General features: G+C 50.8%; 23 protein-coding genes. 5 read left to right on the top strand and 18 right to left on the bottom strand.

The features are described 5' to 3' along the window. Nucleotides 1–191: 191 nt before the first annotated feature. From ACI1P2_RS30370 to ACI1P2_RS30345, 6 genes are all read right to left on the bottom strand, one after another. Complete coding sequence (locus tag ACI1P2_RS30370) at nt 192–1,007, bottom strand: carbohydrate ABC transporter permease (protein ID WP_355327316.1); 816 nt, start codon at nt 1,005–1,007, stop codon at nt 192–194. Nucleotides 1,008–1,023: 16 nt separating this feature from the next. Beyond that, a complete protein-coding gene (locus ACI1P2_RS30365) occupies nt 1,024–1,908 on the bottom strand; it encodes a carbohydrate ABC transporter permease (protein WP_355327313.1) in 885 nt (294 codons plus the stop codon). An 88-nt stretch (nt 1,909–1,996) separates the two neighbouring features. Beyond that, nucleotides 1,997–3,292, bottom strand: coding sequence for an ABC transporter substrate-binding protein (locus ACI1P2_RS30360; RefSeq protein WP_355327310.1), 1,296 nt, complete (start codon nt 3,290–3,292; stop codon nt 1,997–1,999). A 95-nt stretch (nt 3,293–3,387) separates the two neighbouring features. Beyond that, complete coding sequence (locus tag ACI1P2_RS30355) at nt 3,388–4,980, bottom strand: response regulator (protein WP_355327307.1); 1,593 nt, start codon at nt 4,978–4,980, stop codon at nt 3,388–3,390. Nucleotides 4,981–4,983: 3 nt separating this feature from the next. Then, nucleotides 4,984–6,780 (bottom strand): cache domain-containing sensor histidine kinase, encoded by a 1,797-nt coding sequence (locus ACI1P2_RS30350; RefSeq protein WP_408976384.1) that lies wholly within the window; start codon nt 6,778–6,780, stop codon nt 4,984–4,986. A gap of 7 nt (nt 6,781–6,787) precedes the next feature. Next, nucleotides 6,788–8,095 (bottom strand): extracellular solute-binding protein, encoded by a 1,308-nt coding sequence (locus ACI1P2_RS30345; protein ID WP_355327301.1) that lies wholly within the window; start codon nt 8,093–8,095, stop codon nt 6,788–6,790. A 207-nt stretch (nt 8,096–8,302) separates the two neighbouring features. On the opposite strand from ACI1P2_RS30345, the gene ACI1P2_RS30340 reads away from it, so the two are divergent. Next, nucleotides 8,303–9,703, top strand: a complete 1,401-nt coding sequence (locus ACI1P2_RS30340) for a family 43 glycosylhydrolase (RefSeq protein WP_408976383.1) — start codon at nt 8,303–8,305, stop codon at nt 9,701–9,703. A gap of 114 nt (nt 9,704–9,817) precedes the next feature. On the opposite strand, the gene ACI1P2_RS30335 is transcribed toward ACI1P2_RS30340, so the two are convergent. The 3 genes from ACI1P2_RS30335 to ACI1P2_RS30325 are packed head-to-tail and all read right to left on the bottom strand — an operon-like array spanning nt 9,818 to nt 13,765. Beyond that, on the bottom strand, nt 9,818–10,906 hold the full coding sequence (locus ACI1P2_RS30335) for a GerAB/ArcD/ProY family transporter (protein WP_355327298.1): 1,089 nt from the start codon (nt 10,904–10,906) through the stop codon (nt 9,818–9,820). Between the two features lie 54 nt (nt 10,907–10,960). Then, nucleotides 10,961–12,172: a Ger(x)C family spore germination protein gene (locus tag ACI1P2_RS30330; protein WP_355327296.1), complete on the bottom strand. Its 1,212-nt coding sequence runs from the start codon at nt 12,170–12,172 to the stop codon at nt 10,961–10,963. A gap of 12 nt (nt 12,173–12,184) precedes the next feature. Next, nucleotides 12,185–13,765 carry a spore germination protein gene (locus ACI1P2_RS30325; protein ID WP_355327293.1) on the bottom strand — a complete coding sequence of 527 codons (1,581 nt, stop codon included), beginning with the start codon at nt 13,763–13,765 and terminating at the stop codon, nt 12,185–12,187. A gap of 261 nt (nt 13,766–14,026) precedes the next feature. On the opposite strand from ACI1P2_RS30325, the gene ACI1P2_RS30320 reads away from it, so the two are divergent. Continuing rightward, nucleotides 14,027–14,896, top strand: a complete 870-nt coding sequence (locus tag ACI1P2_RS30320; RefSeq protein ID WP_355327291.1) for an arylamine N-acetyltransferase family protein — start codon at nt 14,027–14,029, stop codon at nt 14,894–14,896. A gap of 25 nt (nt 14,897–14,921) precedes the next feature. On the opposite strand, the gene ilvD is transcribed toward ACI1P2_RS30320, so the two are convergent. From ilvD to ACI1P2_RS30305, 3 genes are all read right to left on the bottom strand, one after another. Beyond that, nucleotides 14,922–16,613 carry a dihydroxy-acid dehydratase gene (gene ilvD, locus ACI1P2_RS30315; protein ID WP_355327288.1) on the bottom strand — a complete coding sequence of 564 codons (1,692 nt, stop codon included), beginning with the start codon at nt 16,611–16,613 and terminating at the stop codon, nt 14,922–14,924. A 22-nt stretch (nt 16,614–16,635) separates the two neighbouring features. Continuing rightward, nucleotides 16,636–17,301, bottom strand: a complete 666-nt coding sequence (locus ACI1P2_RS30310) for a GntR family transcriptional regulator (protein ID WP_355327285.1) — start codon at nt 17,299–17,301, stop codon at nt 16,636–16,638. Between the two features lie 147 nt (nt 17,302–17,448). Then, nucleotides 17,449–18,420, bottom strand: a complete 972-nt coding sequence (locus ACI1P2_RS30305; RefSeq protein WP_355327282.1) for an AraC family transcriptional regulator — start codon at nt 18,418–18,420, stop codon at nt 17,449–17,451. Nucleotides 18,421–19,087: 667 nt separating this feature from the next. On the opposite strand from ACI1P2_RS30305, the gene ACI1P2_RS30300 reads away from it, so the two are divergent. Next, nucleotides 19,088–19,345, top strand: coding sequence for an Atu4866 domain-containing protein (locus ACI1P2_RS30300; protein WP_355327322.1), 258 nt, complete (start codon nt 19,088–19,090; stop codon nt 19,343–19,345). 9 nt (nt 19,346–19,354) lie between these two features. Next, a complete protein-coding gene (locus ACI1P2_RS30295; RefSeq protein WP_355327279.1) occupies nt 19,355–20,521 on the top strand; it encodes an MFS transporter in 1,167 nt (388 codons plus the stop codon). 89 nt (nt 20,522–20,610) lie between these two features. On the opposite strand, the gene ACI1P2_RS30290 is transcribed toward ACI1P2_RS30295, so the two are convergent. The 6 genes from ACI1P2_RS30290 to ACI1P2_RS30265 form a co-directional block, all read right to left on the bottom strand. Beyond that, nucleotides 20,611–21,681, bottom strand: coding sequence for a sensor histidine kinase (locus tag ACI1P2_RS30290; protein ID WP_355327276.1), 1,071 nt, complete (start codon nt 21,679–21,681; stop codon nt 20,611–20,613). After that, nucleotides 21,678–22,352, bottom strand: coding sequence for a response regulator transcription factor (locus ACI1P2_RS30285; RefSeq protein WP_355327273.1), 675 nt, complete (start codon nt 22,350–22,352; stop codon nt 21,678–21,680). The genes ACI1P2_RS30290 and ACI1P2_RS30285 overlap by 4 nt, the downstream gene beginning before the upstream one ends. A gap of 65 nt (nt 22,353–22,417) precedes the next feature. After that, the gene (locus tag ACI1P2_RS30280) at nt 22,418–23,227 is read right to left on the bottom strand and encodes an ABC transporter permease (protein ID WP_408976385.1); all 810 of its coding nucleotides are present in this window, start codon (nt 23,225–23,227) and stop codon (nt 22,418–22,420) included. Between the two features lie 11 nt (nt 23,228–23,238). Further along, nucleotides 23,239–24,276 carry an ATP-binding cassette domain-containing protein gene (locus ACI1P2_RS30275; protein ID WP_355327267.1) on the bottom strand — a complete coding sequence of 346 codons (1,038 nt, stop codon included), beginning with the start codon at nt 24,274–24,276 and terminating at the stop codon, nt 23,239–23,241. Nucleotides 24,277–24,350: 74 nt separating this feature from the next. Then, the gene (locus tag ACI1P2_RS30270; RefSeq protein ID WP_355327265.1) at nt 24,351–24,818 is read right to left on the bottom strand and encodes a DinB family protein; all 468 of its coding nucleotides are present in this window, start codon (nt 24,816–24,818) and stop codon (nt 24,351–24,353) included. 71 nt (nt 24,819–24,889) lie between these two features. Beyond that, complete coding sequence (locus ACI1P2_RS30265; protein ID WP_355327262.1) at nt 24,890–25,495, bottom strand: YdhK family protein; 606 nt, start codon at nt 25,493–25,495, stop codon at nt 24,890–24,892. A gap of 109 nt (nt 25,496–25,604) precedes the next feature. Here ACI1P2_RS30265 and ACI1P2_RS30260 point away from each other — a divergent pair, with 109 nt between their 5' ends. Then, complete coding sequence (locus ACI1P2_RS30260) at nt 25,605–26,159, top strand: GNAT family N-acetyltransferase (RefSeq protein WP_355327259.1); 555 nt, start codon at nt 25,605–25,607, stop codon at nt 26,157–26,159. The last annotated feature ends 302 nt before the right edge of the window (nt 26,160–26,461 follow it).

Here is a 26,461-nt window from a genome sequence, read left to right as displayed (position 1 = left end):
TGAACGAGCAAAGTCGAGCTATTCTACGGCTGAGCATCTTTTTTTCGGCATCTCTCCAAAATTAGGGGGTCTGACCGTAACATTCCGCAAACGCTTGATTTCTCCGAAATAGCGGCAGTACAGTCCGTTAGGATGACCACTTGCACCGTCTGGCCCCGATTTCGCTTTTGAACCTAATGATTTACAAAAAATCACATCTCTTTGCCGCCGGTAAAGGCAATACCCTTAATAATCTGTTTTTGAAAAATAAGGAACACGATCAGCACCGGAATGGCGGCCAGGGCGTTCGCTGTCATTGGCAGGGCGTACTGCTGCACATAAGAGCTCTGGAACATCGGCAGTCCGAGCGTAATCGTCATATACGCTTTGTCGGAAATGGAAATGAGCGGCCATACAAAATCGTTCCAGGCGCCAATAAACGTAAAGATGCCAAGGGCAGCAAGGGCCGGCCTGGACAGGGGCAGAAAGATGCTGTACCAGATTTTGAAGAAACCGGCACCATCCATACGCGCAGCCTCCTCCAGATCCTTCGGAAGCCCGTCAAAAAACTGCTTCAGAATAAAAATCCCCATCGGTCCCGCTACGGCCGGCAGCACCAGTGATGTGCGCGTTCCCAGCAGCCCGAAATCACGCATGAGCAAATAAAGGGGAATGAGCGTGGCTTCCGCTGGGATCATCATACCGGACAGGAACAGAAGGAACAGTACCTTGCTGCCCGGGAAACGGATGCGTGAAAAGGCATAAGCCGCCATAGATGAAAACAGCAGCACCAGCACCGTCGTTACTGCAGAAACAATGATGCTGTTCCCCATCCAGCCGAAAATGGGCGCAAGACTCAGCACTTTTTTATAATTATCCAATGTAAAATGCAGCGCTCCCCCGAAAATATTCTGACCCTCAGGTGTAAACGACAGCAGCAGCATCCACACGATCGGCACCAGAAACAGAACGGCCAGCAGCAGGGCAACCACACGGATAAAAACATAATACAACCGGTCCATCGTCATTATTCCTTTCTCCTTCCTAGCGGTCCAATCTGCGCAGCAGCAGGGTCTGCAGCAGTGAAATGACCAGAATCACGATCATTAGCACAAAGGCAATGGCCGAGGCATACCCCATCTCAAATGTCTGAAAGCCGTTCTCGTAAATGGAGAACACCACCGTTTTGGTCGCTCCGGCCGGCCCGCCGCCTGTGATGAGCTTCGACTGGCCGAATATTTTGAAGGAAGCGATCGTTTGCAGCACAATGACCAGGATAGTGACCTTGGACAAGGACGGAAATGTAATGTACCGGAACGTCTGCCAGCGGGAGGCTCCTTCGATCTGACTCGCTTCATAATAGGAGGATGGAATATCCTGCAGTCCCGCGAGAAAGAGAACAAACACAAAACCAACGGTCCACCAAAGGGTAGCCAAAATAATGGACACCCACGCAAGCTGCGGATCTGAAATCCAGTAAATATCCGCGCTGATGATGCGCAACCCCTTGAGCACCTGATTCAGCAAACCGCTGTAAGGCTGTAGAAAAATGACCCAGATGCTGGAGATGACGGACACGGACAGTACATACGGCATGAACACCGACACCCGTAGAAACGATTGTCCCCTTCTGACCTGATGAACAAGCACTGCCGCCAGCAGTCCCGCTCCGCTGATCAACGGCACACTGATGACTGTAAACAGGACCGTATTCAGGAGATTGCTGCGGAATTCCTCGTCCCTTAACAGATTGGTGTAATTCTCAAGCCCGATAAAGGTTTTATCCCCCAGCAAGGACCAGTCATAGAAGCTGATGCGCAGGCCGAACAAAATGGGAAACAGCGAAAATACCAAAAAAAACAGCGTATAAGGGAGCACCATGAATAGCCCTGCCACCCAGCCTTGCCTTTCAAGCGATTTTACACGCATGATGCTTTAATCTCCTTTCCGGTAAATTTGCATCAAGAGGAGAAGATACAGGCCGGATCCTTGTCGGTTCCGGATCCGGCCTTCATCGTCAGTTGCCCGTTGTTTTGTTGATGACTTCGTCCGCTTTTTGCAAGGTGGTGGCAGGGTCCTGTTGACCCATCATCATTTTTTCAAATTCCTTGACGACATTGTCGTTCGCCTGGCCCTGCTTGTCATGGCGCGGCCAGTATTTGACGAGATCGGCGGATTGCGCATAGTCGCTGCGGTAGTCCATCGCTTTAAAGGCTTCGGAATCCAGCACCTTCGTTACACTAGGGATATGACCCGCTTTGGCCCACATTTCCCCGTTCTGGGCGAGCCAGTTGGCAAAAACGAGCGCCGCTTTCTGCTTCACCGGATCTTCCTTGCTGTGCTTCGGCAGCGCCAGCGTGTGCGAATCGCCCCATGTCGCAGGTTGGTCATAAATTTGCGGCATCGGCACGACCCCGAAATCAAGTCCGTCAATGTTCTCAAAAGAACCTGTGCTCCAGACACCGGTAGTCAATACGGCCGCTTTTTGATCCTGGAACATTTTCACCGCATCGTTGATGTTTGGCGGAATCAGCTTGGAGGTATAAAGGCTGTTGACATATTCCAGTGCCTGCAGCGCTTGCGGATTGTTCAATTCCGCTTTGCCATTCGCATCATAGAATTTGCCGCCGCCTGTCAGCTGGTTGTAGAAGCCCCAGAACATCCAGTAGGCGTCAATGCGCACATTCGGCTGGGCCAGAGGTGCGACATCTGCCGGAACGGCATCTTTGATGGCAGTCAGGAATTTGGTGAAGCCCTCTGGCGATTGCTCATATACGGGCTTGCCGTCCTTCAGCACACCGGCTTGCTCGAGATATTTCTTGTTGTAATACATGACAATGGCATGTGTATCCAGCGGAATGGAATAATGCTTGCCGTCATAAACGGTGGATTCCAGAATGGTCGGATTGAAATCGTCCCAATTGACGCCTGCTTCCGATGCAAGACCGTCGAGATCGGTCATGTAACCGGAAGGCACGTACTGCGGCATTCTGGAGGAATGCAGGACGGCCAAATCCGGCCCCTGATCGGAAGCGAGCGCCGTCTGCAGCTTGGTGTAGTAATCCTCCGAACGGTTGCTCAGCTGTTCGACCTTGATGTCGGTGCTCTCCGCATTGAATTTCTCGATCATCGCGGTCATGAACTCGCCGTCACCGCCGCTGAACGGTGTCCAGAAGGTGATTTTAGTTTTTTCTCCGCTGCTGCCTTCGCCTGCGCCTTCAGGCGCTGTGCTGCTCTCAGCGGCACAGGCGGACAAGATCAGCATCAAAGACAAAAGAAGCGCGGACAGTTTGATGATTTTTCTCTTTCTCATCAGTAGACCTCCTTGTTGGTTGCGTTTACATGTTTAGCTTAAAGGAAGGAGGACCAAACGCCCATGACGCTTCTTTTGAACCTGTAGACATATATTTAGGCCATGTTTTTATTCTGCATCTCTTCGCGGTACTGCTTTGGCGTCTGCCCGGTCTCCGTCTTGAATACGCGATTGAAATGGCGGAGATTCGCAAAGCCGGTACTTTCGGCAATAAGAACGATCTTCTCACTAGTATGCGCCAGCCTTCGGCAGGCCTCGCGGATGCGCCTGCGGGTCAGCACTTCCACAAATGAGCAGCCAAGCCGGGCCTTGAACAAGCTGCTCAAATAAGAGGTGTTTAAATAGACCATGTCAGCCATCATACTGAGCGTAATGGGCTCAGCGTAATGGGCTTCGATATACGCTGCCACCTTGTCAACGGCATGTGTGACATGATCCCTCCCCTGCTCACTCAGAATGGCGGACAGGGACAGCACCATCTGCTCGCAATAACCGGTGAGCTCTGTACGCGAAGTGATGGACAGTGCTTCTTCCAGCACTTTGATCATATCCCGCTCACCCAGCCACTCCTGCACAACGCCGCGATTGACGGCCATTTCATAACATTGGAGCAGGACCTTGCAGATATGCTGCCTGAGCACCTCCGGGCTTCCGCTATGGCTCAGTTCCTCCACCAGGCGGTGAACCTCCCGCCGCAGCCCCGCAGCATTGCCCTCCGCAATCATCAGCTCCGGAATATCCCAATCCTTCGCGGGCTGGATTGCCGGTGGATTCGCTCCGGTTTCACCATACGTCAGCACACGGTTGCCGCCGTCCGTCAGACGGTAGAGCAGGGCAAGCTCCGCCTGCTTGTAGGCGGTCGGAAGCGATTCGAGATCGGATACGCCGTTGCCGATGCCAATGGTGATCGTGATATCCGAGATCTTGCGGATTTCTCTGATCATGCTGCGGGCCGCTGAAGCAATTCGTCCTTTGGCCTGCTCAGATGCTTCCTCACAAATGACAGCCACAATTTTATTTTGCCGGGTTAAAACGTAGCCATGAGAATGCTGCTGAATCATCTCCTCAATGAACTGGCTGAGGTAAAGCGTAAATAATGCGGGATCACTCCGCCGATACCGTTCCTCCTGCACCGATTCCTTGTCCAGCTCGGCGATCATGCAGTACATCCCGGTGTTGTCCAGCTTCAGGCCGACATGCTCCAGCATTTCGCTGTCCCCGAGCTGTACGCTTCCCTGCACCAGTCCCCACAGCAGCTGGCTGCGCAGGCTTTTCTTGAACAGAGCATTGTCCTTATCCGTTTCACGCCGGCTTTGCCGCCATTCATCCAGCATGCGTTCAAGGGTCTGATACAGCTCATCCTTGTTGATCGGCTTCAGCAGATAATCCCTTACTCCCGTCCGGATGGAAGTCTGTACATATTTGAAATCATTATAACCGCTGAGCACAATGCACTTCGTATCCGGGGCTTTCTCAGCGAGAGCGGACTGCAGCTCCAGTCCGTCCATCTGCGGCATGCGGATGTCGGTAATGACCAGGTCGGGCCGCAGCCGCTGCACCTGTTCCAAAGCCTCAAGCCCGTCACGGGCTTCCCCCACCACTTCCCAGTCCAGGTCAAAACCCTTGACCAGATGGGCAATTCCTTTGCGGAAGATGGATTCGTCATCGACAATCACCATGGTTGGCATATGTTATTCCCCTTTCGGTAACTTGTTTTCTGTCGCTCCTGATGGGAGGTTCACTTTTACCTTCATCCCTTCGCCAGGTGAACTCTCCAGCTGAAGCCCGTATCCGGCCCCATAGCGGAGCACCAGACGCCGGTGGACATTCACGAGACCGTGCCCTCCCGGTGATCCGGGAATGATGCCTTCCTCCATGTTGCACATCTGCTGTTCAAGCTGTTCTCTGGTCATTCCCGGCCCGTTGTCGGTGATTTCAATACAGATGCTTGTGCCGAGCTTGCGGCCGTTCACCTCAATATGCACGTCGCCACGACCCTTCTCCAGCCCGTGAATAATGGAATTTTCCACGATCGGCTGCAAGGTCAGGCGAACAATTTTTGTATCCAGCAGCTCAGGCTCCACATTCAGCCAGTATGTAAGCCTGTCTTCAAAGCGAATCTGCTGGATTTCCAGATATCCTTGAATATGCTCAAGCTCCTGCTGCAGCCGGACTTCGCTATTGCCGCCATTCATGCTATAGCGCAGCAATGCGCTCAGATGATTCGTCATCTGCACGACCTCCCGGTTATGCTGCAGCTCCGCGTACAGACTGATAGAGCCGAGCGTATTGTACAGAAAATGCGGGTTAATCTGGCTCTGCAGGGCGGCAATCTCGGCATTTTTCTCTCTGATTTCCGTTTCATACAGCCTATAGGTTAACGTCTCAAGCCTGGACACCATCACATTGAAGGTGCGGCTGAGATGGCCGACTTCATCCCCGGACACGACCGGAATGGCAGCATCAAACTCTCCACGCTCCACCTTCTTCATAGAGCTGCTCAGCAAGCGCAAGGGGCGTGTGATCCGTAACGATATCCATACCGATACAACCGCTCCCAGCATGAGACAGAACAGACCGAGCCCTATCGTCTTGTTTTTCATAACCATCGTGTCTTTAAGCAGCACGGACAGCGGAACAGCCTGAATCACGGTCCAGTCCGTCACCGGCGACGTATAATAGGTCAGCAGATCGGCATCCGCACCTTTTCCTATCGTCACAGTGCCCTCTCCGCGGTAGCTGCTTGCTTCCCGCTCATTTCTGGCCGAGGCCGAAGAACCGTTGTAATAAACGTCCTGTCCAGTCTGGTCAACGATCCATAACAGGTTGCCTCCTTGCTGCGACAAACCCGCGATGCGCTGAGTCAGGGACGCAAGGGGCACATCAAGTACAAAATAGCCCAGAATTTCTCCGTTCTCCAGACTGGAAATTCTCCGGACCACCGAAAACACCTCATAGGTCGCCCCAGAGTAAGAGCGGAGGATATGCGGGCCTTTGAAATAGGCTTTCCCGCTCTGTGCCGCATGAAGGAACATGTCCTTGTCATCAACATCCGTAATAAACCGGCCGGGGCTGTCCTCCATTTCCCTGTACGAAGGACCGCGATAGCTGTACAAGGTGATGCCTGCCACGTCCACACGGCCGTTTGCCATCGTTTTGCGCATAAATCCGCTGACCCTCTGCTTCTCCTCATAGCTCAACACCTGCCCGCCTTCTCTTCGTTTCTCGAGATAGGCCATAATTTCGGGAGACTGATAGGGCGTCGCTGATAACAGATTCAACTCGTTCATATATACATCAATATTGGCCGTCAGGCCCTGCACTACGTCCGCCTGGTATTTGCCGACATTCCGCTGCATGGATCGTGAAAAATCCTTATACCCCATGATAGAGGCAATCGTCAAAGCCAGGGCAATCAAGAGGACGTTGACGGCGATCAGCTTGGGGGCAAGTCTTCTGGTCATCAGCCGCCGCATCCACGTTCTCATCTTCATATCAGTCACCCAGGATGCTGTCGATCAGCGGCTCAAGATGTTTCAGCATGTCATCCGCAGTCTGTTTGCCATGCCAAATCTTCTCCAGCTCGGAAACCAGCGCATCATTGATTTCCCCCTGCTTCGCATGGCTTGGAAAATAGCGGACATCCTTTGCCGCATCAGCATAATCCGAACGATAGGGCAGCGCCTTAAAAGCTGCGGAATTCAGCGCGTTCCGCTCAGCCGGAATGTGGCCGGCCTGTGCCCACACCTGCCCCTGATCGGCCAGCCATTCCGCAAAATGGACGGCAGCCTCCATTTTGGGCGGATCTGTATCGCTATGAGATGGAAAAGCCAAGGTGTGGGCGTCCCCCCAGGTACCGGGCCTGTCATAGATTTGCGGCAGGGGCATGACGCCGAAATCCAGGTCGTCCAGCTTTTCAAAAGAGCCGATGGACCATGTTCCTAACCATAATACGGCGGCTTTGCCGCTGATAAAGCGGCTGCCCGCATCGGAAATATCCGGCGGGATCAGCTTGCTTTCATACAAGGAAGCTAGAAAATGCAAGGATTGGGCCGCAGCTTCCATGTTCACACGGGCTTTGTGCCCGTCCGCACTGTATAAACCGCCGCCGCCGTCGATCTGCGAATACAGCGACCACCATACCCAGAGTGAATCAATCCGCACATCGGGCACGGCGAGCGGGGCAACATCCGGTGGAATACGGTCACGTAAAGCAGTCAGAAAATGCATGAATCCGTCTTCTCCCGGGTCCATCACCACTTTTCCGTCTTGCAGCAGCCCGGCTTCTTCAAGCCATTTTTTGTTGTAGTATAAAACGATAAAGTGGGTATCGAGCGGTACAGCATAATGACGTCCCCCGATCACCGTCCGCTCCAAGATATCCGGATTATATTGCTCCCACGGGATATGCGCCCCGGCATCCGTTGCATCGATGGGCGTCAGAAATTCTGCCGGCACGTATTGCGCGAATTTGGAGGCATGCACTACGGCGACGTCGGGTCCCTCCTCGGTGACGATGGCCGTGGACAGCTTGATGTAATAGTCATCTAATTTGTTATTTTTCATCACGACCTTGATCCCATCTTGATTTTCCTTGTTGTAGCGCTGGACGAGTTCATTCATATAAGAGCTGTCCCCGCCGCTGAACGGTGTCCAAAACTCGATGGTAACAGGACTGGCAGACTTCTTTTCCCCAGCGGTCTTCTCAACCGGGGTGTTCGCGCATCCTGCGGCCAACCCTGCACAGATGAATGCTATGGAAACAGCTGCGATCTTTACAATGACCATCCGATAGAAATGCATGCGCTTACATCCTTTCCGGCAATACTATTCGTTGCGCACCTTTAATGTACTCTCTCTTCTTTCTTCTGTAAACGGATACCGCTGCCATCCCCGCCACATCCAAAAAAATGTCCCACAGCTTCAAAAAATATGACCTTTTTATAAAAATCCATTTAGGATAGCTTTATTTTGTAAACGCTTCATATTCCAAGTAAGGAGTGAATGCTTATGCGTAAACGGAAATCAAAATGGACTGGGGGATTGCTGCTGATGCTGCTGTTAAGTTGGGGGCTGGCCGGAAATGCGGGTGCGGTATCCGTCCAGCAGGATTTTTACAACGTGGTGATTCAGGACGGGGCCGACCCATGGGCTTACAAGCATACGGACGGGTACTACTACTTTACGAAAACGACCGGCAACAACGTCACGATCTGGAAGTCGCGCACATTATCCGGGCTGGACGCGGGTGAATCTGTAAGCATTGAAACGGGAGGCAAAAATATTTGGGCTCCGGAAATCCATTACCTGAACGGTGCCTGGTATATCTACTACGCCAAGGATGACGGGGACAACGCCAACCACCGCATGTATGTCCTGGAGAACAAGTCGAAAGACCCGCTGCAGGGAACCTGGAAAGACCGGGGTCAGGTGACGGACAAGACCAATAAATGGGCGATCGACGGTACAGTCCTGCAGGCGGGCAAGCAGCTGTATTTCATTTGGTCAGGCTGGGAAGGCGATGAAAATGTCAGCCAAAAGCTGTATATTGCGCGGATGAGCAATCCATGGACGATCGTCTCCGACCGTGTGGAAATTTCAACTCCGGAGTATGCGTGGGAAACCAATCATAACCCCCATGTCAATGAAGGGCCGCAGGTGGTGATTCGCGGCAATGTCATCAACCTGATTTATTCCGCAAGCGGCAGTTGGACCAATGATTACTGCCTTGGCTTGATCACGGCGAATATCAATGCCGATCTGCTGCAAAGCTCTTCCTGGCATAAACGAAGCGAGCCTATATTCAAATCATCAAATGGAATCTACGGACCCGGCCACGCCTCCTTTACGACCTCTCCGGACGGAACCGAGGACTGGATCGTTTATCATAACGCAAAAAATAACCAGTCAGGCTGGAACCGGGAAATCCGCATGCAGCCATTTACATGGAATGCTGACAATACGCCGAATCTGGGCAGCCCGCTGGCTCCGAACAGCAAAATCCCCGTCCCTTCCGGAGAGCCTGAGCGCATTCGGATCGAAGGAGAAGAAGGACGGTTTGGCGGTGCGGCTTACGCATCGGGGAGTCCGAACGGTTCGGGCGGTATGAAGGCAGGCCATATTGATACGGCAGACAGCTTTGTGGAATACAGCATCGACATTCCAACCGCTGGAGAGTATATTTTATCTGCCCGCACGGCGAATGGAACGACGGATCTTGCCTGGTCCACCCTGATGATCAGCGTGAACGGATCGAATCCCGCTCCCTTCTATATTACCAACAAAGGATGGGAAAACTGGGGCCTCTCTACCAAACGTGTTCAACTGCAAGCGGGAGAAAATATAGTGCGGTTTACAAAAGGCAACGGGTACGGAGAAATTGATCTGATCGATGTGTTCCCTGCCAACTGACATCCGTATGTTATGAGACACTCCGAGCACGAAGCATTCCTTCAATCGCTGTTGACCCCAAATTTCTGGATGAAGAAGAAATTTGGGGTCAAATGCGAACGCAGCCGGGAGTTCTCAAGCCCGCTTCTTTTTGCGGACCAACAGGACAAAGAATAGCAAAAGCGGCAATGCGATTTGAAATACAGGCCAAATCCTGTCTAGAGCCAGGTGAAGCCCGATCCAGATAAACTCTGTAAAATTGGGCGATAGAAAAGTCAGCAAATATATCGCCGTGCCTACCACCACAAGCCAAACCTTGTAGTTGATTGAAGTAATTCTGCGCATTCCTATGGCTGCACCCATATAAAAGGCTGCCGACTTTATACCGATTCCCAAAAATAAAATCATGGCAAAAAGAGGATCAGCTCTTTCAATAATTTTCTCCACCGCAGTTAGCTGAGTAACTTGAAATAACGGATAAGTAGTCGTCGACGCCAGGTCAGGCCCCAGAACAAGAATACATATTTGATTAACCCCAATCAAAAATATGGCAATCAGCCAATAGGTTATAATAATACTTTTGTTGAGTTTTTTGGGCTCAGAAACATATTTGAAAAAAACGAGAAAAAGAACGGTTTGGCCAAACGGAAATGAAATGATTTCCGGCATGGCGGCCTCCCACACCGGCTTTAACCCGTTTTCCAGGATCGGCAGCATAAATTGAAGATGAACCAACCCTGTGAACGAAATGATCAAGAGAAGTGTTATATAACCAAGCGTTATCATGTAAAAAAGCACCGTAACAAGCAGAAACCACGCTCTTGGACCTAAATGAATACAATCCGCTATAACCAGTATGGCCAACAAAGTTACAAATGCTGTAGGAGTCCGGTTTAAGAGTGTCAACGTTGCCAAATCGCCAATATCACGCAAATTTCGGGCAGACTCATAGGTAAAATAACAAACAAAAGCGATCCCGACCACACTGCCAAGCCATTTTCCCATATATTTTTTACAAAGCTCAAACAGATCACTTTTTGAATCCATGTGAAAAATCTTCAGGTACAACAAGAGCAATAGAAAACCGCAAACTGCTCCGATCAGCATAGCCAACCAAGCATCCTGTTTTGCTTTAGCCCCTTGCAGGAATAGAGTCGTGCTGCCAACCTGAAATGCTGCCACTGCCATCGCAATTTGGGACAATCCCGTGGTTACTTTCCTCATCCTGTTTGACCCCTCCGCTGGAAATACTTTATTAAATGTCCGGGACTTATTCGATTACTTCTTTCCTAAATGATTTTGCAGCAGCCCTGGAAGACGAATTAAGGCATCAACTTGTACATCGATCTCCATCCTTCTAAATTCGGCCGGCCAATCCCCCTTCATTTCCCTCCATTTTTTCGGATATTTTCGGTGAATGATATCGCCATAACCTACGGTATCTACACCCAGTTTCTGCGTTCCTTTCCATCCTTCATCAATGGTATCTTCAATTTCTTTTTCAATTTGTTTTTCCAATTTTCTGATTTCGCCGATTTTGGACAGGTTCTTTTTGCAGCCAAATTCCGTTATACTTCCATCAACCTTAACCCTCACCTGCATGGTATAGCGGTACCCGTTATATTTGGGCACCAATTGAGTATGGGAACTATTGATCATGTAAGAAGACCGCTTTGTTTTTTTATCATTGCAGGGAAAGGCGATTTCTGTATTTTGTACTTTGCCGGCAAGCCACGAAAGTCCGAGACTTTCCTTGCGGTTAAGCAATCCGGCAAAACGCCCCTCCTGAAACACTGCCAGCTTGGACAATGTCATTTTAAGTGGTGTTGAAGTTTTCTTGACGATATCCAAAGACTCCAATTCTTTTTCATTTTCTTCGCTATTTTCACCTTTTAAAGCAGCTACAGGCATACCGATTCCTTTCGCATCCGAATGCAAGCTGAGCGCAAAATCATACACCGAGGTGTCGGGAAAAATAGAAACCTGCTTGCTCTCTTTACTGATAAGCTCGGCGTAAGCGGCCCCGGCCAGCTTTTCGGGCGGAGCCAGCTTCTTTAACATTGCGGAAGCATCACCATCGGTGTACAGCATCAGAACAGTCTCCCTTGCTTCGCTGTTGCGAAAGTAATAATCAATGAGCTGATCCAGTCCTTGCTCTGCTGCTGTTTTTCCGATAAAAACGACCCGGTTATGGGCAACATATATACGGCGTGAAGTTTCCAGACTGCTTAGATTGAGTGCCTGATGAATCGTATCACCTTTTACGGTATACACGTGCAAAGCCGGCTGGGATCCGCCTCCCGAACCATTGCCTGCACCGCCTGCCATGGCAGAAGGTACGATGATTTGATAGGAGACTTCCCACTGCCCGTCCCGGTAATCTACCCCTGTGGCAGCAGTAACCCACAGTTCGTTCAATTCCGTCCGGTTCCAGCAGCTGGATAAAAGCATTACCATTAAAAGCATCATTACAATTTTGCCTGTTGGCATGGCGATTACTCCTCATTCCAAAGGATCATACTCGCGCTCCGCCTCTTGCTGTGCGAAGGGTTTTCTTGTGGTTGATTGCCGATGCTTGTTTTTGTCTCCAATCAGTTCGGGACGTGTTTTCATTTTCCACCACGGTGCGCGAATAATTAAATCCTTCACATTCGTTTTATTCACCGGGGAAAGAGTCATAAAATAAGGGATTCCAAACGATTGAATGGAGACGATGCGAAATAGAATGGGCACAAAGCCAATCAGAATGCCATACATGCCAAAGGAGCCGGCAAGCATCATAAGTCCAAAGCGGAGAAGCCTTACTGCGCCAGCCATAGTTATAGAAGGTATTACAAAATTGGCAATAGCCGTGAAGGAGACGACAATAACCATGGCTGCCGACACCAGACCTGCTTGAACAGCAGCCTGGCCCAGCACTAGTGCTCCCACAATGGAGATGGCGGGTCCGATGGCTCGCGGCATGCGGATGCCTGCTTCACGGATGATCTCGAAGGTCAGTTCCATAAGCAAAGCTTCCAATAGCGCCGGAAGAGGAATGCTTTCCCGTTGGGCGGCCAGTGAAATGAGCAGCGTTGTAGGCAGCATTTCATGCTGAAAAGTGGTAGCGGCAATATACAAGGCTGGCAGGAGCAGTGTAACTAAAAAGGAGCCAAGCCGTATCATGCGTAAAAATGAGGACAAGTCATATCGCTCATAGTAATCTTCACTCGAAGTAAAAAACCTAAAGAAGGTTACCGGAGCTAACAATACAAAGGGTGTTCCGTCCACAAATATAGCCACGACCCCTTCGAGCAGTCCCCCGGCTACGGAATCCGGCCGTTCTGTACTATAAATCGTCGGAAAAGAGCTTATAACTCCATCCTGGATAAATTCCTCGATATAACCGCTTTCCAAAATACTGTCTGTCTCAATAGAGTTCAGCCGTCGCATGATTTCTTGTACTACTTCCGGATCGGCAATGCCCTGGATGTAAGATACGAAGACCTTGGTTTGCGTATATTTGCCTATCCGCAGCGACTCAATACACAAATCGGGCGATTTTATTTTTCGGCGCAGCAGTGCAATGTTGGTGGAAATGTCCTCCGTAAAGCCTTCTTTCGGCCCCCGGATCACCGACTGGGAAGTAGGCTCTTCAACAGCCCGCCTGGCTCCCCCGGCTATAGCTGCAGCAAAGACTTGGACTGAACCGTCCACAATAATAACGGCTGCTCCTTCCAGGATAGAGCTGATCATATCATCTTCCGTATACAGAGATGTCAAACTCCCCACCGGAAGCTGAGTGCCCAACCATGCTTCGATATGGATAGGGGACAAGCCTTCGCTTACTTGAACTGACAGAGCTTCCATGAGCTTTGTCAGCAATTGCTGATCGACAAGACCATCGATATAACTGACAGCAATACTGGGTGACGAGGACACAGGGGCACTCATTTCCCGAATGATAAAGTCCGTGCTCTTCCCCATCTTTTGCCGCAGGGCAGAAACGGTCTGCACAAGTGAAGAACTTATTTCTTTGGACTGGCGGCTGTTTTCATTTTCATAGGAATTCCGCGTCTGATTGTTGTCAGTTTTGTCTGTCACAATATCACGGCTCCTTTTTGCTAGGTAACAAGTAAGTTGCTTCCCTCATGTCACTTTTATACATATAATTTGAGTTTTTAAATGGTAGTAATTCCCTTGTTCATATAAATGTCTGGTTCCTGCAAGAATCCTATTTCTGTACCAGTACAGATAGAGCAAAAATCGATGGTTTTTAGCACGGGTTCGATTTAATATGATCATGAGCGGGAAGGATAATCATCCGGACTGGGAGAGCATGATGTTATAAAGGGGGAACACCAGATGTTAAAACCAGCAGAAACCAGAGCTTATTTAAAAAGACTTGGCATCACAGATATAGAGCCGCCAACTCTCTCTTACTTGTGTAAATTGCATCAAGCCCATGTGGAAAATATCACCTGGCAAACGATCGATATTGTATTCGGCAATCCGGTGCCGATTGATCTGCATTCTTCTGTACAACTCATGATTAATAATAGAAGCGGCTACTGCTTTCATCTGAACGGGGCTTTTGGCGAACTCCTGCGAACGCTTGGCTATCAGGTTTCCTGGCATAGAGCAGGCGTGCAGCCGCATGGTCAGGAGCCGACAATCAATTCCTTCCATCTTGGTTTAACTGTAACGCTATTAAATGAACGGCAGGAGGAGGAAATTTGGATTGCGGACGTAGGTCTCGGGGATATGCCGCATGGGCTTCTTCCCATTCGTGCCGGTTCTTACACACAGGGTCCTTTTCAATACCAGGTCACCCCTTCTGTAATTGACCCACACGGGTGGAGAATGGTTCACGATCCTTCAGGATCATCTGTCGGCGTGGATTACGAAAGGAAAAGTCTGCAAACGATTGAGGAGTTTATACCGAAGCACGAAATCTACAGCTTGTCTCCCGATTCCCCATGGATCAATTTATTTCTCGTTCGCAGCAGACATGCTGAGGGGAGCAATGAACTGAGAGGATGCGTTTGGAAAAAGAAGGAAGGCGACCGTATCGAGAAAACCGAAATTTTAACGAAAACGATGTGGCTTGAGGTATTGGGAGATGTATTCCATGAGAAGCTGGTGAATTACAGCCCCATGGAGCGGGATGAACTGTGGAGACGGGTACGGCACTTGCATGAGCAGTGGAAAAAAGCCCGAGCAGCAGCCGATTAACCGGCCGCTGTTCGGCTGAATAGATCTATTCAAAACTGTCTGTAACAGCGCCCTTGGACGCCGATGACACTAACCGGGCGTATTTGGCAAGCACACCTGAAGACACTTTGAGCGGTGGCTGCACCCATGCCTTTGCTCTGGCAGCCAGCTCCGCTTCCGTCACATCAAAAGAAATATGCTGTGTCTCGCTGTCGATCGTGACGATATCTCCGGTTTTCAAATGGGCGATCGGTCCGCCTACCTGGGCTTCAGGTGATACATGGCCCACAACGAAACCGTGTGACCCGCCCGAAAACCTGCCGTCTGTCATAAGAGCCACTTCGCCTCCAAGACCTTTGCCCACAATCAGCGCCGTAACCGACAGCATTTCCGGCATACCCGGTCCCCCCTTCGGACCACAGTAGCGGATGACCAGTACATCTCCTTTTTGAATTTCATCTTTTAAAATGGCTTCAGTGGCCGCTTCCTCGCTGTCATATACCTTAGCCGGTCCGACAAAGCGCAGCTTCTTCATGCCGGACATTTTGGCGACAGCTCCTTCGGGTGCAAGATTGCCTCTAAGCACAACCAATGGCCCATTCGGCTTCAAAGGCTTATTCAGCGGGCGGATGATCTCCTGCCCATCCCGCAGCCGAGCTGCCTCGGCCAGGTTCTCCGCCAGGGATTTACCGGTTACCGTAAGACAGTCGCCGTGCAGAAGACCCTCAGCGAGCAGCAGCTTCATGACACCGGGAACACCTCCGATTTCGTTCAAGTCCTGCATGGCATGCTGACCGCTGGGCTTCAAGTCGGCCAGATGGGGGACACGCAGGCGAATCCGCTCGAAATCATCCAGCGTTAAATCGACACCAACCGAATGAGCAATCGCTAATAGATGCAGGAACGCATTTGTCGATCCCCCCAAAGCCATCACAACCGTAATCGCATTCTCAAATGCTTTCTTCGTCATGATGTCTCTTGGATAGATGCCCTGCTCAAGCAATAAGATGACCCGCTTGCCTGCTTCAGCACATTCCGCTGCTTTGTTGGAGGAAATCGCCGGTGTCGAGGAAGAACCGGGCAGGCTCATCCCCATCGCTTCCGCGGCCGCGGCCATCGTATTCGCCGTGTACATGCCGCCGCAGGAGCCCGGTCCCGGACAGGCGCTGCATTCAATCTTGTGGATCTGCTCATCCGTCATTTTCCCGTCATGATACTTGCCGACCGCCTCGAAAGCGGTAACGATGTCTACGTTCTTGCCGTCAAGATTCCCTGGCTGAATCGTGCCTCCGTATACATAGACGGCGGGAATGTTCATCCGACCGATAGCCATCAGACAGGCAGGCGTATTCTTGTCGCAGCCGCCTATCGCAACGACTCCGTCAAAACGCTCCGCTCCCGCCACAATCTCAATCGAATCCGCAATGGCTTCACGGCTTGGCAGCGAAAACAGCATGCCCTCGTGCCCCATTGAAATGCCGTCCGATACCGTAATCGTATTAAAAATCAGCGGCGCACCGCCATTCTCCCGCACTCCAAGCTTGGCCTGCACGGCCAGGTCATTGATGTGCATATTGCACGGAGTAACCTCGCTCCATGTGCTGGCTACCCCGATCATCGGCTTCTTGAAATCCTCATCGGTGAAACCGACGGCCCGCAGCATCGCCCTGTTCGGCACCCGATTAACCCCCTCACTTATAACCTTGCTGTTGATGCGCAAATCTTTGCTTTCCTCCATCCTTGTCATGCTCCTCTCTGTTTTAAAGTAAGTCATGCAGCTCCTGCATCGGACGGATCAGGTTCTGCTTCATCATGGCCTGCGCCTGTTCACTGTCTTTCCGCTCAAAAGCTTCAATAATCAAGTCATGCTCATCGACCGAAGCCTGTGTCCCGCTGACCGGCTGCTTCAGGAACACGTATTTAAAGCGCCGGATATGGATTTGCAGCGAAGAACTAAAGGAAGCGAGATACGGATTGTCCGCCAGCTCCACGATCAGGTTATGAAAGTGCTCATCCGCCTCCATGGCCTGGTAGGCCTGGCCGCTTTGGACCGCTTGGGCAAACTCCAGATTGATCGCTTTCAGCTGTTCAATCTGCTCGGGCAAAATAATCCTGGCCGCCACTTCAGCCGCCAGCGCGTGAAGCGCTGCCATCGTCGAATACAGCTTGAAGATATCATCCTTCTCAATCATCGTAACTCTGGTCTCTTTGCCTGGATGAGTCGAGACAAGTCCCTGCACCTCCAATAGCTGAAACGCCTCCCGAATCGGCGTACGGCTGACGCCGAGCGTCTCCGCCAATTCGGCATCAAGGAGCTTTTCGCCCGGCTGCAGAGTGCCGTCGATAATCCAGCGCTGAATTTGGGAGAAGGCCCTCTCCTTCGCAGACATCCGCAAGGGTGAGACAAAATTTTTAGGTACAGGCATAAAGATCATCCTCAGTTTCAGGTTTTATATATGCAATATATCGCATACATATATTATTTGCAAGAATTACCTTGATCAGTAACGCCTTAAGTTCAAACGAAAAAGCAGCCTCATAAAAATATGGGCTGCTGCCTAATGTTACTATGATCAGATCATCGAAGTCGCGGATTCAAGCACCTCCCTGCCAGCATAGCCTGTTACAGCATCGCGCAGGCGCTTCATATCGGCGATCGGCGGCAGGCCGAACATTTTTGCGTATTCGCGGCTGAAATGGGACGGACTGTCATAGCCTACCTGAAAAGCGGCTTCCGCCGCATCGGCTGTTTCAGCTAACAGCATGCGCCGCGCCTCCTGCAGTCTGATTCTTTTCTGATATTGCAGAGGGCTCATCGCCGTGACGTCCTTAAAATGTCTGTGCAATGATGAGGGGCTCATATTGGCCAGTTCGGCCAACTCCTCGATCCGCAGCGGCTGCGCATAATTCTCCTTGATTTGCTTGATAACGTCCTTGATCCGGTATGCGCCGCTCCCCTCCACCGCAATCTGCTTCAGCATTTCTCCCTGCTGTCCTTTTAAAATCCTGTACAAGATTTCACGAGTGTATATCGGCGCCAAAGCTTTAATATCCTCAGGTGTGTCCAATAACCGGGCCAGCCTTATAGCGGCATCCAGAAGGGAGGTGCTTGTTTGGCTGATAAACAGCCCTCGCTCGGATTCCCCTGGTTGAACCGCGTGAAGCTCGGACTCATCCAGAAGCTCTACAATTTGACCAGGCTTAAAATCAAGCCTGAAGCACAAGTACGGCACCTCGGCTGAAGCTTCAATAATCTGCCCCGATACCGGCAAATCGACGGACACCACAAGATAATCCGCGGGTCCGTATTGATACCTCTCCTCTGCCAGCATGACCTCTTTTTTCCCTTGGGCAACGATGCATAAAGCAGGTTCATGTACTCTGTAGATCGGTTCAGTAACCTTCGAGCTGCGTAAGCAGAATAAGGATGGTATGTCCGTTGCGTGAGCCCCTTCCCCGGATGAGAACCGGTCAATAAGCTCCGCGAGCTCCTTCTGTTTTTGTACAAGATTTGTTGTTTCCGGCACGATTTCCCCACCTTCCATCTCAGAACACTACTGCAGTTATTATAACCTTTTCCTTCTGTTTCGTTTAGCTGTTTGAGAGGAATGAGCAATCTTTTGCGATGAATCTTCTATCTGTCCATTTTTCAAGTGCTTCATAATATCCTTAGCGGCTGTAGATGACAACATATTACAAAGGAGAAGATGGCTTATCAACAACTCATGACTCAAGTCACGAGCTTGTCTCTGCCTACTTCGTAGACAGTGCTTGCGCTTCGCACAAGCCTTTTAGACTTATTCCTAACCAGTAGTGCAAACGCACCTTATCGTGCTCCTACCTTAGCGTGTTGGAACATCAGGACGGCTGACTTCGCCCCTGCAACAAGAGGTATACTCATGTTGCACTGTACCCCATGTACTTCATTCCTTTGCGGTACAGGTGTGGTGATTGTTAAAGCAATAGTGATCGATAGGGTTTGTTTCAACGAGTGACTTGGTTACTTGGTGATGGACATCCAGCAACTAACGGTTTTCTCTTGAACTATCTTTTCACTTGAATTCAGTATAGCATGGATCAAGTGATCCAAGGTTAAATTCTCATGACGGAAGGGGGAAGCATGGACCTCGGCATAAGAGCTACCAATGGTAGCCCTTATGCCGAGCGCAATTCGTCACACGGCTCAAAGCCGCGTGTCTCCATGCCCATTTGATGAATTCAGAAAACAACAACCCGTATGCAGGGATGTGGGTAACCGCGGACGGATATATCCGTCATGAGCTTTTGCCAAACGGACGATATGACGAAGCGCGCGGCAGCCGCAAAAGTGCTTACACAGGCAGTTATACAATCACGGGCAACCATATCGATTATGTGGATGATACAGGCTTTACCGCTGACGGAGAGTTTCGGGACGGAATTCTCTATCATGCAGGTATGATTTTGTATCGGGAAAGCAAGGTGGGCTGAGGAGAGATTATGGATAGAAGAGTCTGGATTTTAACAATTGCGGCCTTTGTCGTCGGTACGGTCGAGCTGGTGATTGCCGGCATTATCGAAATGATTGCGCAGGACCTGCAGGTTTCCGTTGCGGCCGCGGGACAGCTCGTTACCGTATATTCTCTTGTATTCGCCTTTGGCTCGCCTGTAATTATTGCCCTGACGGCCAATATGGAGCGGCGCAGGCTGCTCATTATTGCGATGTGGGTGTTTTTTGCGGGGAATATCCTGTCCATTATCAGTCCGAATTTTACCATTCTCTTGATTTCAAGAGTGGTGCTTGCCGCAAGCTGTTCCGTTATCATCATTCTGTCCATTACATTAGCGGCCAGCATCGTGCCTCCGGCATTAAAAGGCCGCGCAATCGGCATTATTTTTATGGGCTTGAGCGCGGCTCTGATGCTTGGCGTGCCCTTGGGTACATGGATTGGCGACCGCTGGGGCTGGAGAATGACATTTGTCTTAATCGCCATGCTTACATTGATTGTGGCTTTATGCGTTCAGCGCTTTCTGCCTAAAGCACCGCCGCAACCGTCCGTTTCCCTGCGGACACAGCTTGGCACGTTGAAGAGCTCCAAGATTCTCTCGGCCCATTTGATTTCCATATTGCAGATGACAGGTCAATTTACGATTTATGCGTATATTACCCCTTATTTGCAAAAAACCATGGGCTTGTCCGCGCCGCTCATCAGTCTGGTGCTCCTGGTTTACGGCCTGGCTGGCATTGCCGGAGGCTGGATCGGCGGCTGGTCCGCCGACAGGCTGGGGCCGCAAAAGACGATCATTTTAACGCTCGTGCTGCATGCCGCGGCGGTTCTACTGCTGCCTTACGCCGCCTCCAACATGCTCAGCTTATTGCTGGTGGTCGCTGTCTGGTGTACCTTCAATATGGCGCCAAGTCCGGCCATTCAAAGCTATCTTATCGAGACGGCTCCCGAATCAGCGGATATTCAGCTCGGCTTTAATACTTCGTCTCTTCATATTGGGGTCGCACTTGGCTCGATAGTGGGCGGTCTCATCGTGAGCCAATACGGCATTTTCGTCAATCCTGCAGCAGGCGGGGTGATTATCCTCTTATCTATCCTCTCCGCCCTCTACTCAATGACAAGAAAGGAAAAAAACGATGCTGTAGAGCAAGCCATTTAAAATAAAGTTTGTGAAAATTTCAAAGGCAGCAGCGATCTGTTGACTAAGGTTTAGTCAGTGGTCACTGCTGCCTTTTCGGCTATTCCGGTTCAGTGCAACGGCAGCTGTACTGTAAATACCGCTCCTTCTCCAGGCTTGCTGTGCACTGAAATCGTCCCCCGGTGTATCTCGACAATTTTATGTGCAATGGAAAGTCCCAAACCGCTGCCTCCTGCCGTTCGTGTCCGTGATTTGTCCGCTTTATAAAAGCGTTCGAAAATGCGCTGCTGATCCTGCTCATCGATGCCCTGCCCCGTATCGGCGATGCGAACAACGGCCTCCTCGCCATTATGCGAAAGAGAAACCGAGATACTTCCACCCTCTGGTGTAAATTTAATGGCATTGTGGAGCAGATTCATCCACACCTGGCTCATCAAATCCTCGTCCGCGTTGACCTCGAGCTCATCCGCCTCCACGGTCATCTCGATGTTTTTGGCCTCCCACTGTGGCTCGCAGGCAAGAATAAGGGAGATGAGCTGCTTATCCAGCCGATAAGGAGACGGATGGAACGGGTGCCGCTCCGAATCCAGTACCGCCAGCTTCATCAGATTCTCGCTTAGCCTGGACAAACGTATACACTCCGTCTCGATGATCGTCAAATACCGGTCCCGCTGCTCACGATCCAGATGCTCGTCCTTAAGCGCCCTGGCGAATCCGATAATCGAGGTCAGCGGAGAGCCGATTTCATGGGATACGTTAGAAATGAATTCCTCCCGCAGCTCTTCCATGGCTTTCAGATTTGCCGCCATATCATTAATGCTGTTCGCCAGTTGGGCATAAGGATGCGGTCTTCCCTGTCTTTCATTCCTGTCTCCAAAGCCCCAGTCCAGATTTACGTGGAAGTCGCCCTGCGAAATGCGTTTTAACGCATCGATCATTTCCATAAAAACATGTTGATTTCTATCCCCAAATATCCGTCTTACTATCATGCCAATGAGAAAGAAGAAAACAAAACCGAGCGTTGTATTGATAAAAAAATCGATCAGCTCATGGGGAGCCCACGCTATTCGCGCATAAACCACCTTTGTAATATAGAATGCGGCGCCCCAGCTAATATATAGCACGGCTAACAGCATTACGACGCGCGCGATGACATGAGGGAACCCCGGTTCCCGTTTCATTGCCGCACCTCCAGCCGGTAACCCAATCCCCGGATGGTGCTGATCCGGAAGGAGTGATTTGCCTCCGGGAACCGTTCCCGGAGGCGCTTGATATGCACATCGACTGTTCTTTCGTCGCCCTCGTAATCATAACCCCAGATCTGCTCGATCAGCTGCTCGCGTGTGAAGGTCTTGCCAGGATAGCTCGCCAGCTTGAAGAGCAGCTCGAATTCCTTGCGCGGAAGCGTAATCTCCTGCTCGCCAGCCCGGCACTCAAATGTATCGCTGCGCAGCACAAGATCTCCGATCGTCACCGATTTGGAAACCATAATACGATAGCGTTTCAATAAAGCCTTGACGCGGGCGACGAGCACCAAGGGATCAAACGGCTTGACAAGATAGTCGTCCGTCCCGAGCGCGAAGCCTTTTACGATCTGTGACGTCTCGCCCTTGGCTGTGAGCATAAGCAGCGGCAGATCGGTCTGCTCACGCAGCTCGCGGCACAGCTCCCAGCCGTCCATGCCCGGCATCATAATGTCAAGCACAACCAGATCGGCCTTGATATCGTCAAGGATGCGCAGCGCATCCAGACCATCCACGGCCTCAAGTACATCCAGACCTTCCAATCTCAAAAAATGTCCGACCAATTCACGAATGTGCGGATCATCATCGACGACCAATATCCGTGTCATTCCAATCCCCCTCTAAGCTGCCCTGTCCATGATTCCTTCGACATCACCCCAAAACAGTCAAGATCCTATGCTTTACGCATATAAGCACGCACCGTAAGCGGGGCGAAGACCGCCACAATGACGGCAGCGCCAAGCAGTGAAATGGCCAGGTCCCCGCCAATCGTTCCCTTATTCGCCAATTCCCGGACGGCATTGACCAAATGCGAAATCGGGTTGATGTTCACAAACCACTGCATCCAGCCAGGCATCGTGTCCACAGGCACAAAAGCGTTGGAGGCAAAGGTGAGCGGGAAAAGAACGATCATCGATATGCCCGATACACTTGAAGCCGTGCGTGCAATCACACCAAAAAAGGCGAAAATCCAGCTGATTGCCCAGGCGCATGCGATGACCAGAATCGCCGCGATGGCGACACTGCCCAGCCCTCCCTCTGGCCGATATCCCATAATATACCCCATCGCAAAGGTAAGCACAGTCGCTATGGTATAACGAACGCTGTCAGCCAGCAGAGCTCCGGCCAAAGGGGCAATGCGTGCAATCGGCAGCGACTTGAAACGGTCAAACACGCCCTTGTCCATATCCTCACGCAGCTGCACGCCCGTTACGACAGAAGTCGAGATCACGGTCTGTACGAGAATCCCGGGAATAATGACCGGTAAATAGTTCTGCACATCTCCCGAGATGGCGCCGCCGAAAATATAGGTAAACATCAGGGTGAAAATAATCGGCTGAAGCGTAACATCAAATAATTGCTCTGGCGTGTGGCGAAGCTTCAGAATCCCACGGTAAGCCATCGTCAAGGAATTGCGGAACGCCTGGCTGAAGCTTGCCGACTTTCTCCCATTTGGCAAAGCACGCCCTGAACCTGTCATCATGGATGAATTATTCATGCTCTCACCCCCACCGCATCATGCAGCTCTTGGGACGCCTGCTGCTCATTACCCTTAACGCCCTGGCCTGTGATGGACAGAAACACCTCATCGAGCGTAGGCTTCTGCACACTCATCTCTGCCAGTCCAATCCCTGCCGTGCGCAGCTCGATAAGCAGGTCCGCTACCCGGTCGGCATTGGCCATCGGAGAAATGATCTTCCCTGCCTCGGCCGACACGTTGGACTTGACTGAAAGCACCTGTTCCACGATACGTACAGCCTTTTCGGTGTCCTGCTGATTTTGTACTCTAAGCTGCAAAGTGGATGCACCCACTGCCGATTTTAGTTCATCAACCGTGCCTTCGGCCACCACCCGGCCATGATCAATAACCGCAATGCGGTCTGCCAGCTGATCCGCCTCATCAAGGTACTGAGTTGTGAGCAGCACGGTAGTCCCTGTTTTGACCAGACGCCGGATGGTGTCCCACATCTGTGCCCGTGTGCGCGGATCCAGTCCTGTCGTCGGCTCATCCAGGAAAATGAGCGGCGGCTGTGCAATGAGGCTGGCGGCCAGATCGAGCCGGCGGCGCATGCCGCCGGAGAAATGCTTCAAGGGCCGTTTGGCCGCTTCGGTCAAACCGAATTCCTCCAGCAGCTCCGCTGCCTTCCGCCGGGCCTCGGCACGCCCCAGTCCAAGCAGCCGTGAAAAAATGATGAGATTTTCGGTAGCGCTGAGCGACTCGTCAACTGACGCGTACTGACCAGTCACTCCGATCAATTGGCGTACAGTCTGCGGCTCTTTTACCACATCATGCCCGAATATACGCGCCGTTCCCCCATCAGGCCGCAATAACGTTGACAGCATGCGGATGGTGGTCGTCTTCCCTGCTCCGTTAGGACCAAGCACCCCATAAATCGAACCCGTACGCACGTTCAAATCGACCCCATCCACCGCACGCTTATCGCCAAATGCTTTGACAAGTCCATGTGCTTCAATTGCCCAGTCTTCGTGGTCTGTCCGGGTCTTTGTTCTGTCTGTATGATCCACTCTCATTTCCTCCCTATAACGATTTATATAGAGAGGGTAACTGACAATTATGAACTGAATATGAATAACGCAGAAAAGGCCTATCGGCTTTGCCGATAAGCCTTTCTTGCCCGTTCAATCTGCGAGAGGTGGCCGCGGATATGGTCAACACGATATTCCAGCAGTTGCTTAAACGTAAAACGGCCCACATCTGCATAAACCCCCACCCGCTCACTTTGCTCGGGGGTCAGTCCGGTCAGAACAGGCTGCATGCTGGAGCGAAGCAGCCGGAACAAGCTTAGCTGGCACTCACGGTCCATCTGCTCATACATCAGGCTGTTCGCCCAGGCGTCCTGGTCAAATGACATGAGCAGCGGCTCGTCTTCGGCCAGAACCTTCTTCAGTCTCTGTGTCGCAACCAGTTCAGCATCCGCTACGTGAACGATAATTTCATGAATGCTCCACTTGTCTGGAGCAGGCTTAAAACGAAGCTCCTCCTCGGACAATCCGTCAATAGCTTCACGCAGCATTTCATATCCGCGGCAGTACTCTTCAATTAATTCTTCCATTCAGGCATACCTCCTAATTTACCGTAAAAATTCGCCAGAAGTACGATGGTGTCCTGCCGCGTCCCGTGTATTTATTTGGCTGAAAGCTCACTTTCCGTCACCCATTGGTGATTGGTTACTTTTTGTCCATCTGTCGTTGAAACATAATCCACCATGTACACCGTCGTTGGCTCGGCGGATTCGATGGTGGCGGTTGCGCCCTTCATGCCTTGCATATGATCGGCCGTAATGGTAACTTCCGCACCCTGCTCATAAGCTTTGGTTTGAGCATTTTCAATCTCTTCATGGATGATCCATTTGTGATCGGTGACTCTCTCCCCGCCTGTAGTTGGCGAATAAGAGATAGTATAAGCTACTGTATCATATGCCCCCACGATGGTGGCTTCCGCACCGTTCATGCCCGGCATATGGTCTGCGTGAATCACAGCCTGGCTTCCCACTGGAAATTTCGGACCTTGTGCGTCTTTGAGTCCTGCCGGAACTTCACCGCTGCCGGAGTGGTCCATTTCGGAGTGATCCATGTTCATGCCGGATTGATTCGTTTCTCCCTGCTGTGAAGATGGATTTGTGTTCGCAGTGCTGCTGCCCGATGCATTGTCGGCCGCACTGTTCCCGCATGCGCTTAATCCAAGCATTGCCGCAGCAAGCAGGATGGTTATATAATTTTTCTTATTCATGTACATTCAATCTCTCTCCCTGTTTAAGGTTTGTTTTCCGTTTGATTAAATTTTAACCAATACCTGTGAAGACTTTGTGAAGATACAAATTTTATTAGGAGGACACTTTATGGGGGAATTTGAAATGAAATCATTTACGATGAAGAACGGAGAAGCTTTTACAGTCCGCAGCGCGCTGCCGGAGGATGCTGAGAAGGTGCTCAATTATAATAAAGAAATTTTCGAAGAAGCTCCCTACCTGCTAACAACCACGGAAGAGTTCAACATGACGAATGAGCAGGAGAAGGAGTATTTGGAACAAATTCTGCTTGATCCGGGCAAGCTGGCCTTGATTGCCGAGGCTCAAGAGGAAATGATCGGTTTTCTGGATTTTCACAATGGCCATAAAATCCGCAATAAACATCAGGGCACCCTTGCTATGAACGTTGCACAGAAATACAGGAATCAGGGGATCGGAAAAGCCCTGCTTTCCAGCCTGCTGGATTGGGCCGAGCGAAGCCCCTTAATCGAAAAAGTAGCCCTGGAGGTCGTAACTGAAAATTACCCTGCGATCCAGTTATATAGAAGCCTTGGATTTATGGAGGAAGGCCGTAAAATCAAAGCGATCAAAGTAAATCAGGATACATATTATGATGTCATGCTGATGGCCCGCTTATTAAAATAATCAAAAAAATGGCTCAATCTAGAAATCAGTATTTTGACCGACGGGTTTGCCTCGAATGATCGATCTATCCGGCACATTTCTTTGCTTAACGGTTGCCTCAGCGCTTATTTGACCGAAAAAAAGGAAGTTTCTTTTCTAGCGGATGTATGAGCGCCTATTTTAGCGGAACAGTCCCTTTTACCTGCAAAAAAAGGGAATTAAGCTCACCGGCAACCGTCCCTCGTATTAAGGTGTTTTCTCACGAATGCTCACTCATTCGCAGGATTTTACTGCCTTGAAAAGCGAAGAGATGAGCGGAGACC

Origin of the sequence: Paenibacillus jiangxiensis (assembly GCF_046098255.1) — a bacterium.
GTDB classification, from domain to species: domain Bacteria; phylum Bacillota; class Bacilli; order Paenibacillales; family Paenibacillaceae; genus Paenibacillus; species Paenibacillus jiagnxiensis.
This window is presented reverse-complemented; position numbering and strand designations above follow the sequence as displayed.

Excerpts from the sequence above, each read along its gene's own strand:
- ACI1P2_RS30320 (WP_355327291.1), top strand. The coding sequence starts at position 14,027 with ATGTTAAAACCAGCAGAAACCAGAGCTTATTTAAAAAGACTTGGCATC.
- ACI1P2_RS30340 (WP_408976383.1), top strand. The coding sequence starts at position 8,303 with ATGCGTAAACGGAAATCAAAATGGACTGGGGGATTGCTGCTGATGCTG.
- ACI1P2_RS30260 (WP_355327259.1), top strand. The coding sequence starts at position 25,605 with ATGGGGGAATTTGAAATGAAATCATTTACGATGAAGAACGGAGAAGCT.
- ACI1P2_RS30290 (WP_355327276.1), bottom strand. The coding sequence starts at position 21,681 with ATGAAACGGGAACCGGGGTTCCCTCATGTCATCGCGCGCGTCGTAATG.
- ACI1P2_RS30335 (WP_355327298.1), bottom strand. The coding sequence starts at position 10,906 with ATGAGGAAAGTAACCACGGGATTGTCCCAAATTGCGATGGCAGTGGCA.
- ilvD (WP_355327288.1), bottom strand. The coding sequence starts at position 16,613 with ATGGAGGAAAGCAAAGATTTGCGCATCAACAGCAAGGTTATAAGTGAG.
- ACI1P2_RS30300 (WP_355327322.1), top strand. The coding sequence starts at position 19,088 with ATGAATTCAGAAAACAACAACCCGTATGCAGGGATGTGGGTAACCGCG.
- ACI1P2_RS30360 (WP_355327310.1), bottom strand. The coding sequence starts at position 3,292 with ATGAGAAAGAGAAAAATCATCAAACTGTCCGCGCTTCTTTTGTCTTTG.
- ACI1P2_RS30330 (WP_355327296.1), bottom strand. The coding sequence starts at position 12,172 with ATGCCAACAGGCAAAATTGTAATGATGCTTTTAATGGTAATGCTTTTA.
- ACI1P2_RS30350 (WP_408976384.1), bottom strand. The coding sequence starts at position 6,780 with ATGAGAACGTGGATGCGGCGGCTGATGACCAGAAGACTTGCCCCCAAG.
- ACI1P2_RS30270 (WP_355327265.1), bottom strand. The coding sequence starts at position 24,818 with ATGGAAGAATTAATTGAAGAGTACTGCCGCGGATATGAAATGCTGCGT.
- ACI1P2_RS30310 (WP_355327285.1), bottom strand. The coding sequence starts at position 17,301 with ATGCCTGTACCTAAAAATTTTGTCTCACCCTTGCGGATGTCTGCGAAG.
- ACI1P2_RS30280 (WP_408976385.1), bottom strand. The coding sequence starts at position 23,227 with ATGATGACAGGTTCAGGGCGTGCTTTGCCAAATGGGAGAAAGTCGGCA.
- ACI1P2_RS30275 (WP_355327267.1), bottom strand. The coding sequence starts at position 24,276 with ATGAGAGTGGATCATACAGACAGAACAAAGACCCGGACAGACCACGAA.
- ACI1P2_RS30305 (WP_355327282.1), bottom strand. The coding sequence starts at position 18,420 with ATGGAAGGTGGGGAAATCGTGCCGGAAACAACAAATCTTGTACAAAAA.
- ACI1P2_RS30285 (WP_355327273.1), bottom strand. The coding sequence starts at position 22,352 with ATGACACGGATATTGGTCGTCGATGATGATCCGCACATTCGTGAATTG.
- ACI1P2_RS30355 (WP_355327307.1), bottom strand. The coding sequence starts at position 4,980 with ATGCCAACCATGGTGATTGTCGATGACGAATCCATCTTCCGCAAAGGA.
- ACI1P2_RS30265 (WP_355327262.1), bottom strand. The coding sequence starts at position 25,495 with ATGAATAAGAAAAATTATATAACCATCCTGCTTGCTGCGGCAATGCTT.
- ACI1P2_RS30365 (WP_355327313.1), bottom strand. The coding sequence starts at position 1,908 with ATGCGTGTAAAATCGCTTGAAAGGCAAGGCTGGGTGGCAGGGCTATTC.
- ACI1P2_RS30345 (WP_355327301.1), bottom strand. The coding sequence starts at position 8,095 with ATGCATTTCTATCGGATGGTCATTGTAAAGATCGCAGCTGTTTCCATA.
- ACI1P2_RS30370 (WP_355327316.1), bottom strand. The coding sequence starts at position 1,007 with ATGACGATGGACCGGTTGTATTATGTTTTTATCCGTGTGGTTGCCCTG.
- ACI1P2_RS30295 (WP_355327279.1), top strand. The coding sequence starts at position 19,355 with ATGGATAGAAGAGTCTGGATTTTAACAATTGCGGCCTTTGTCGTCGGT.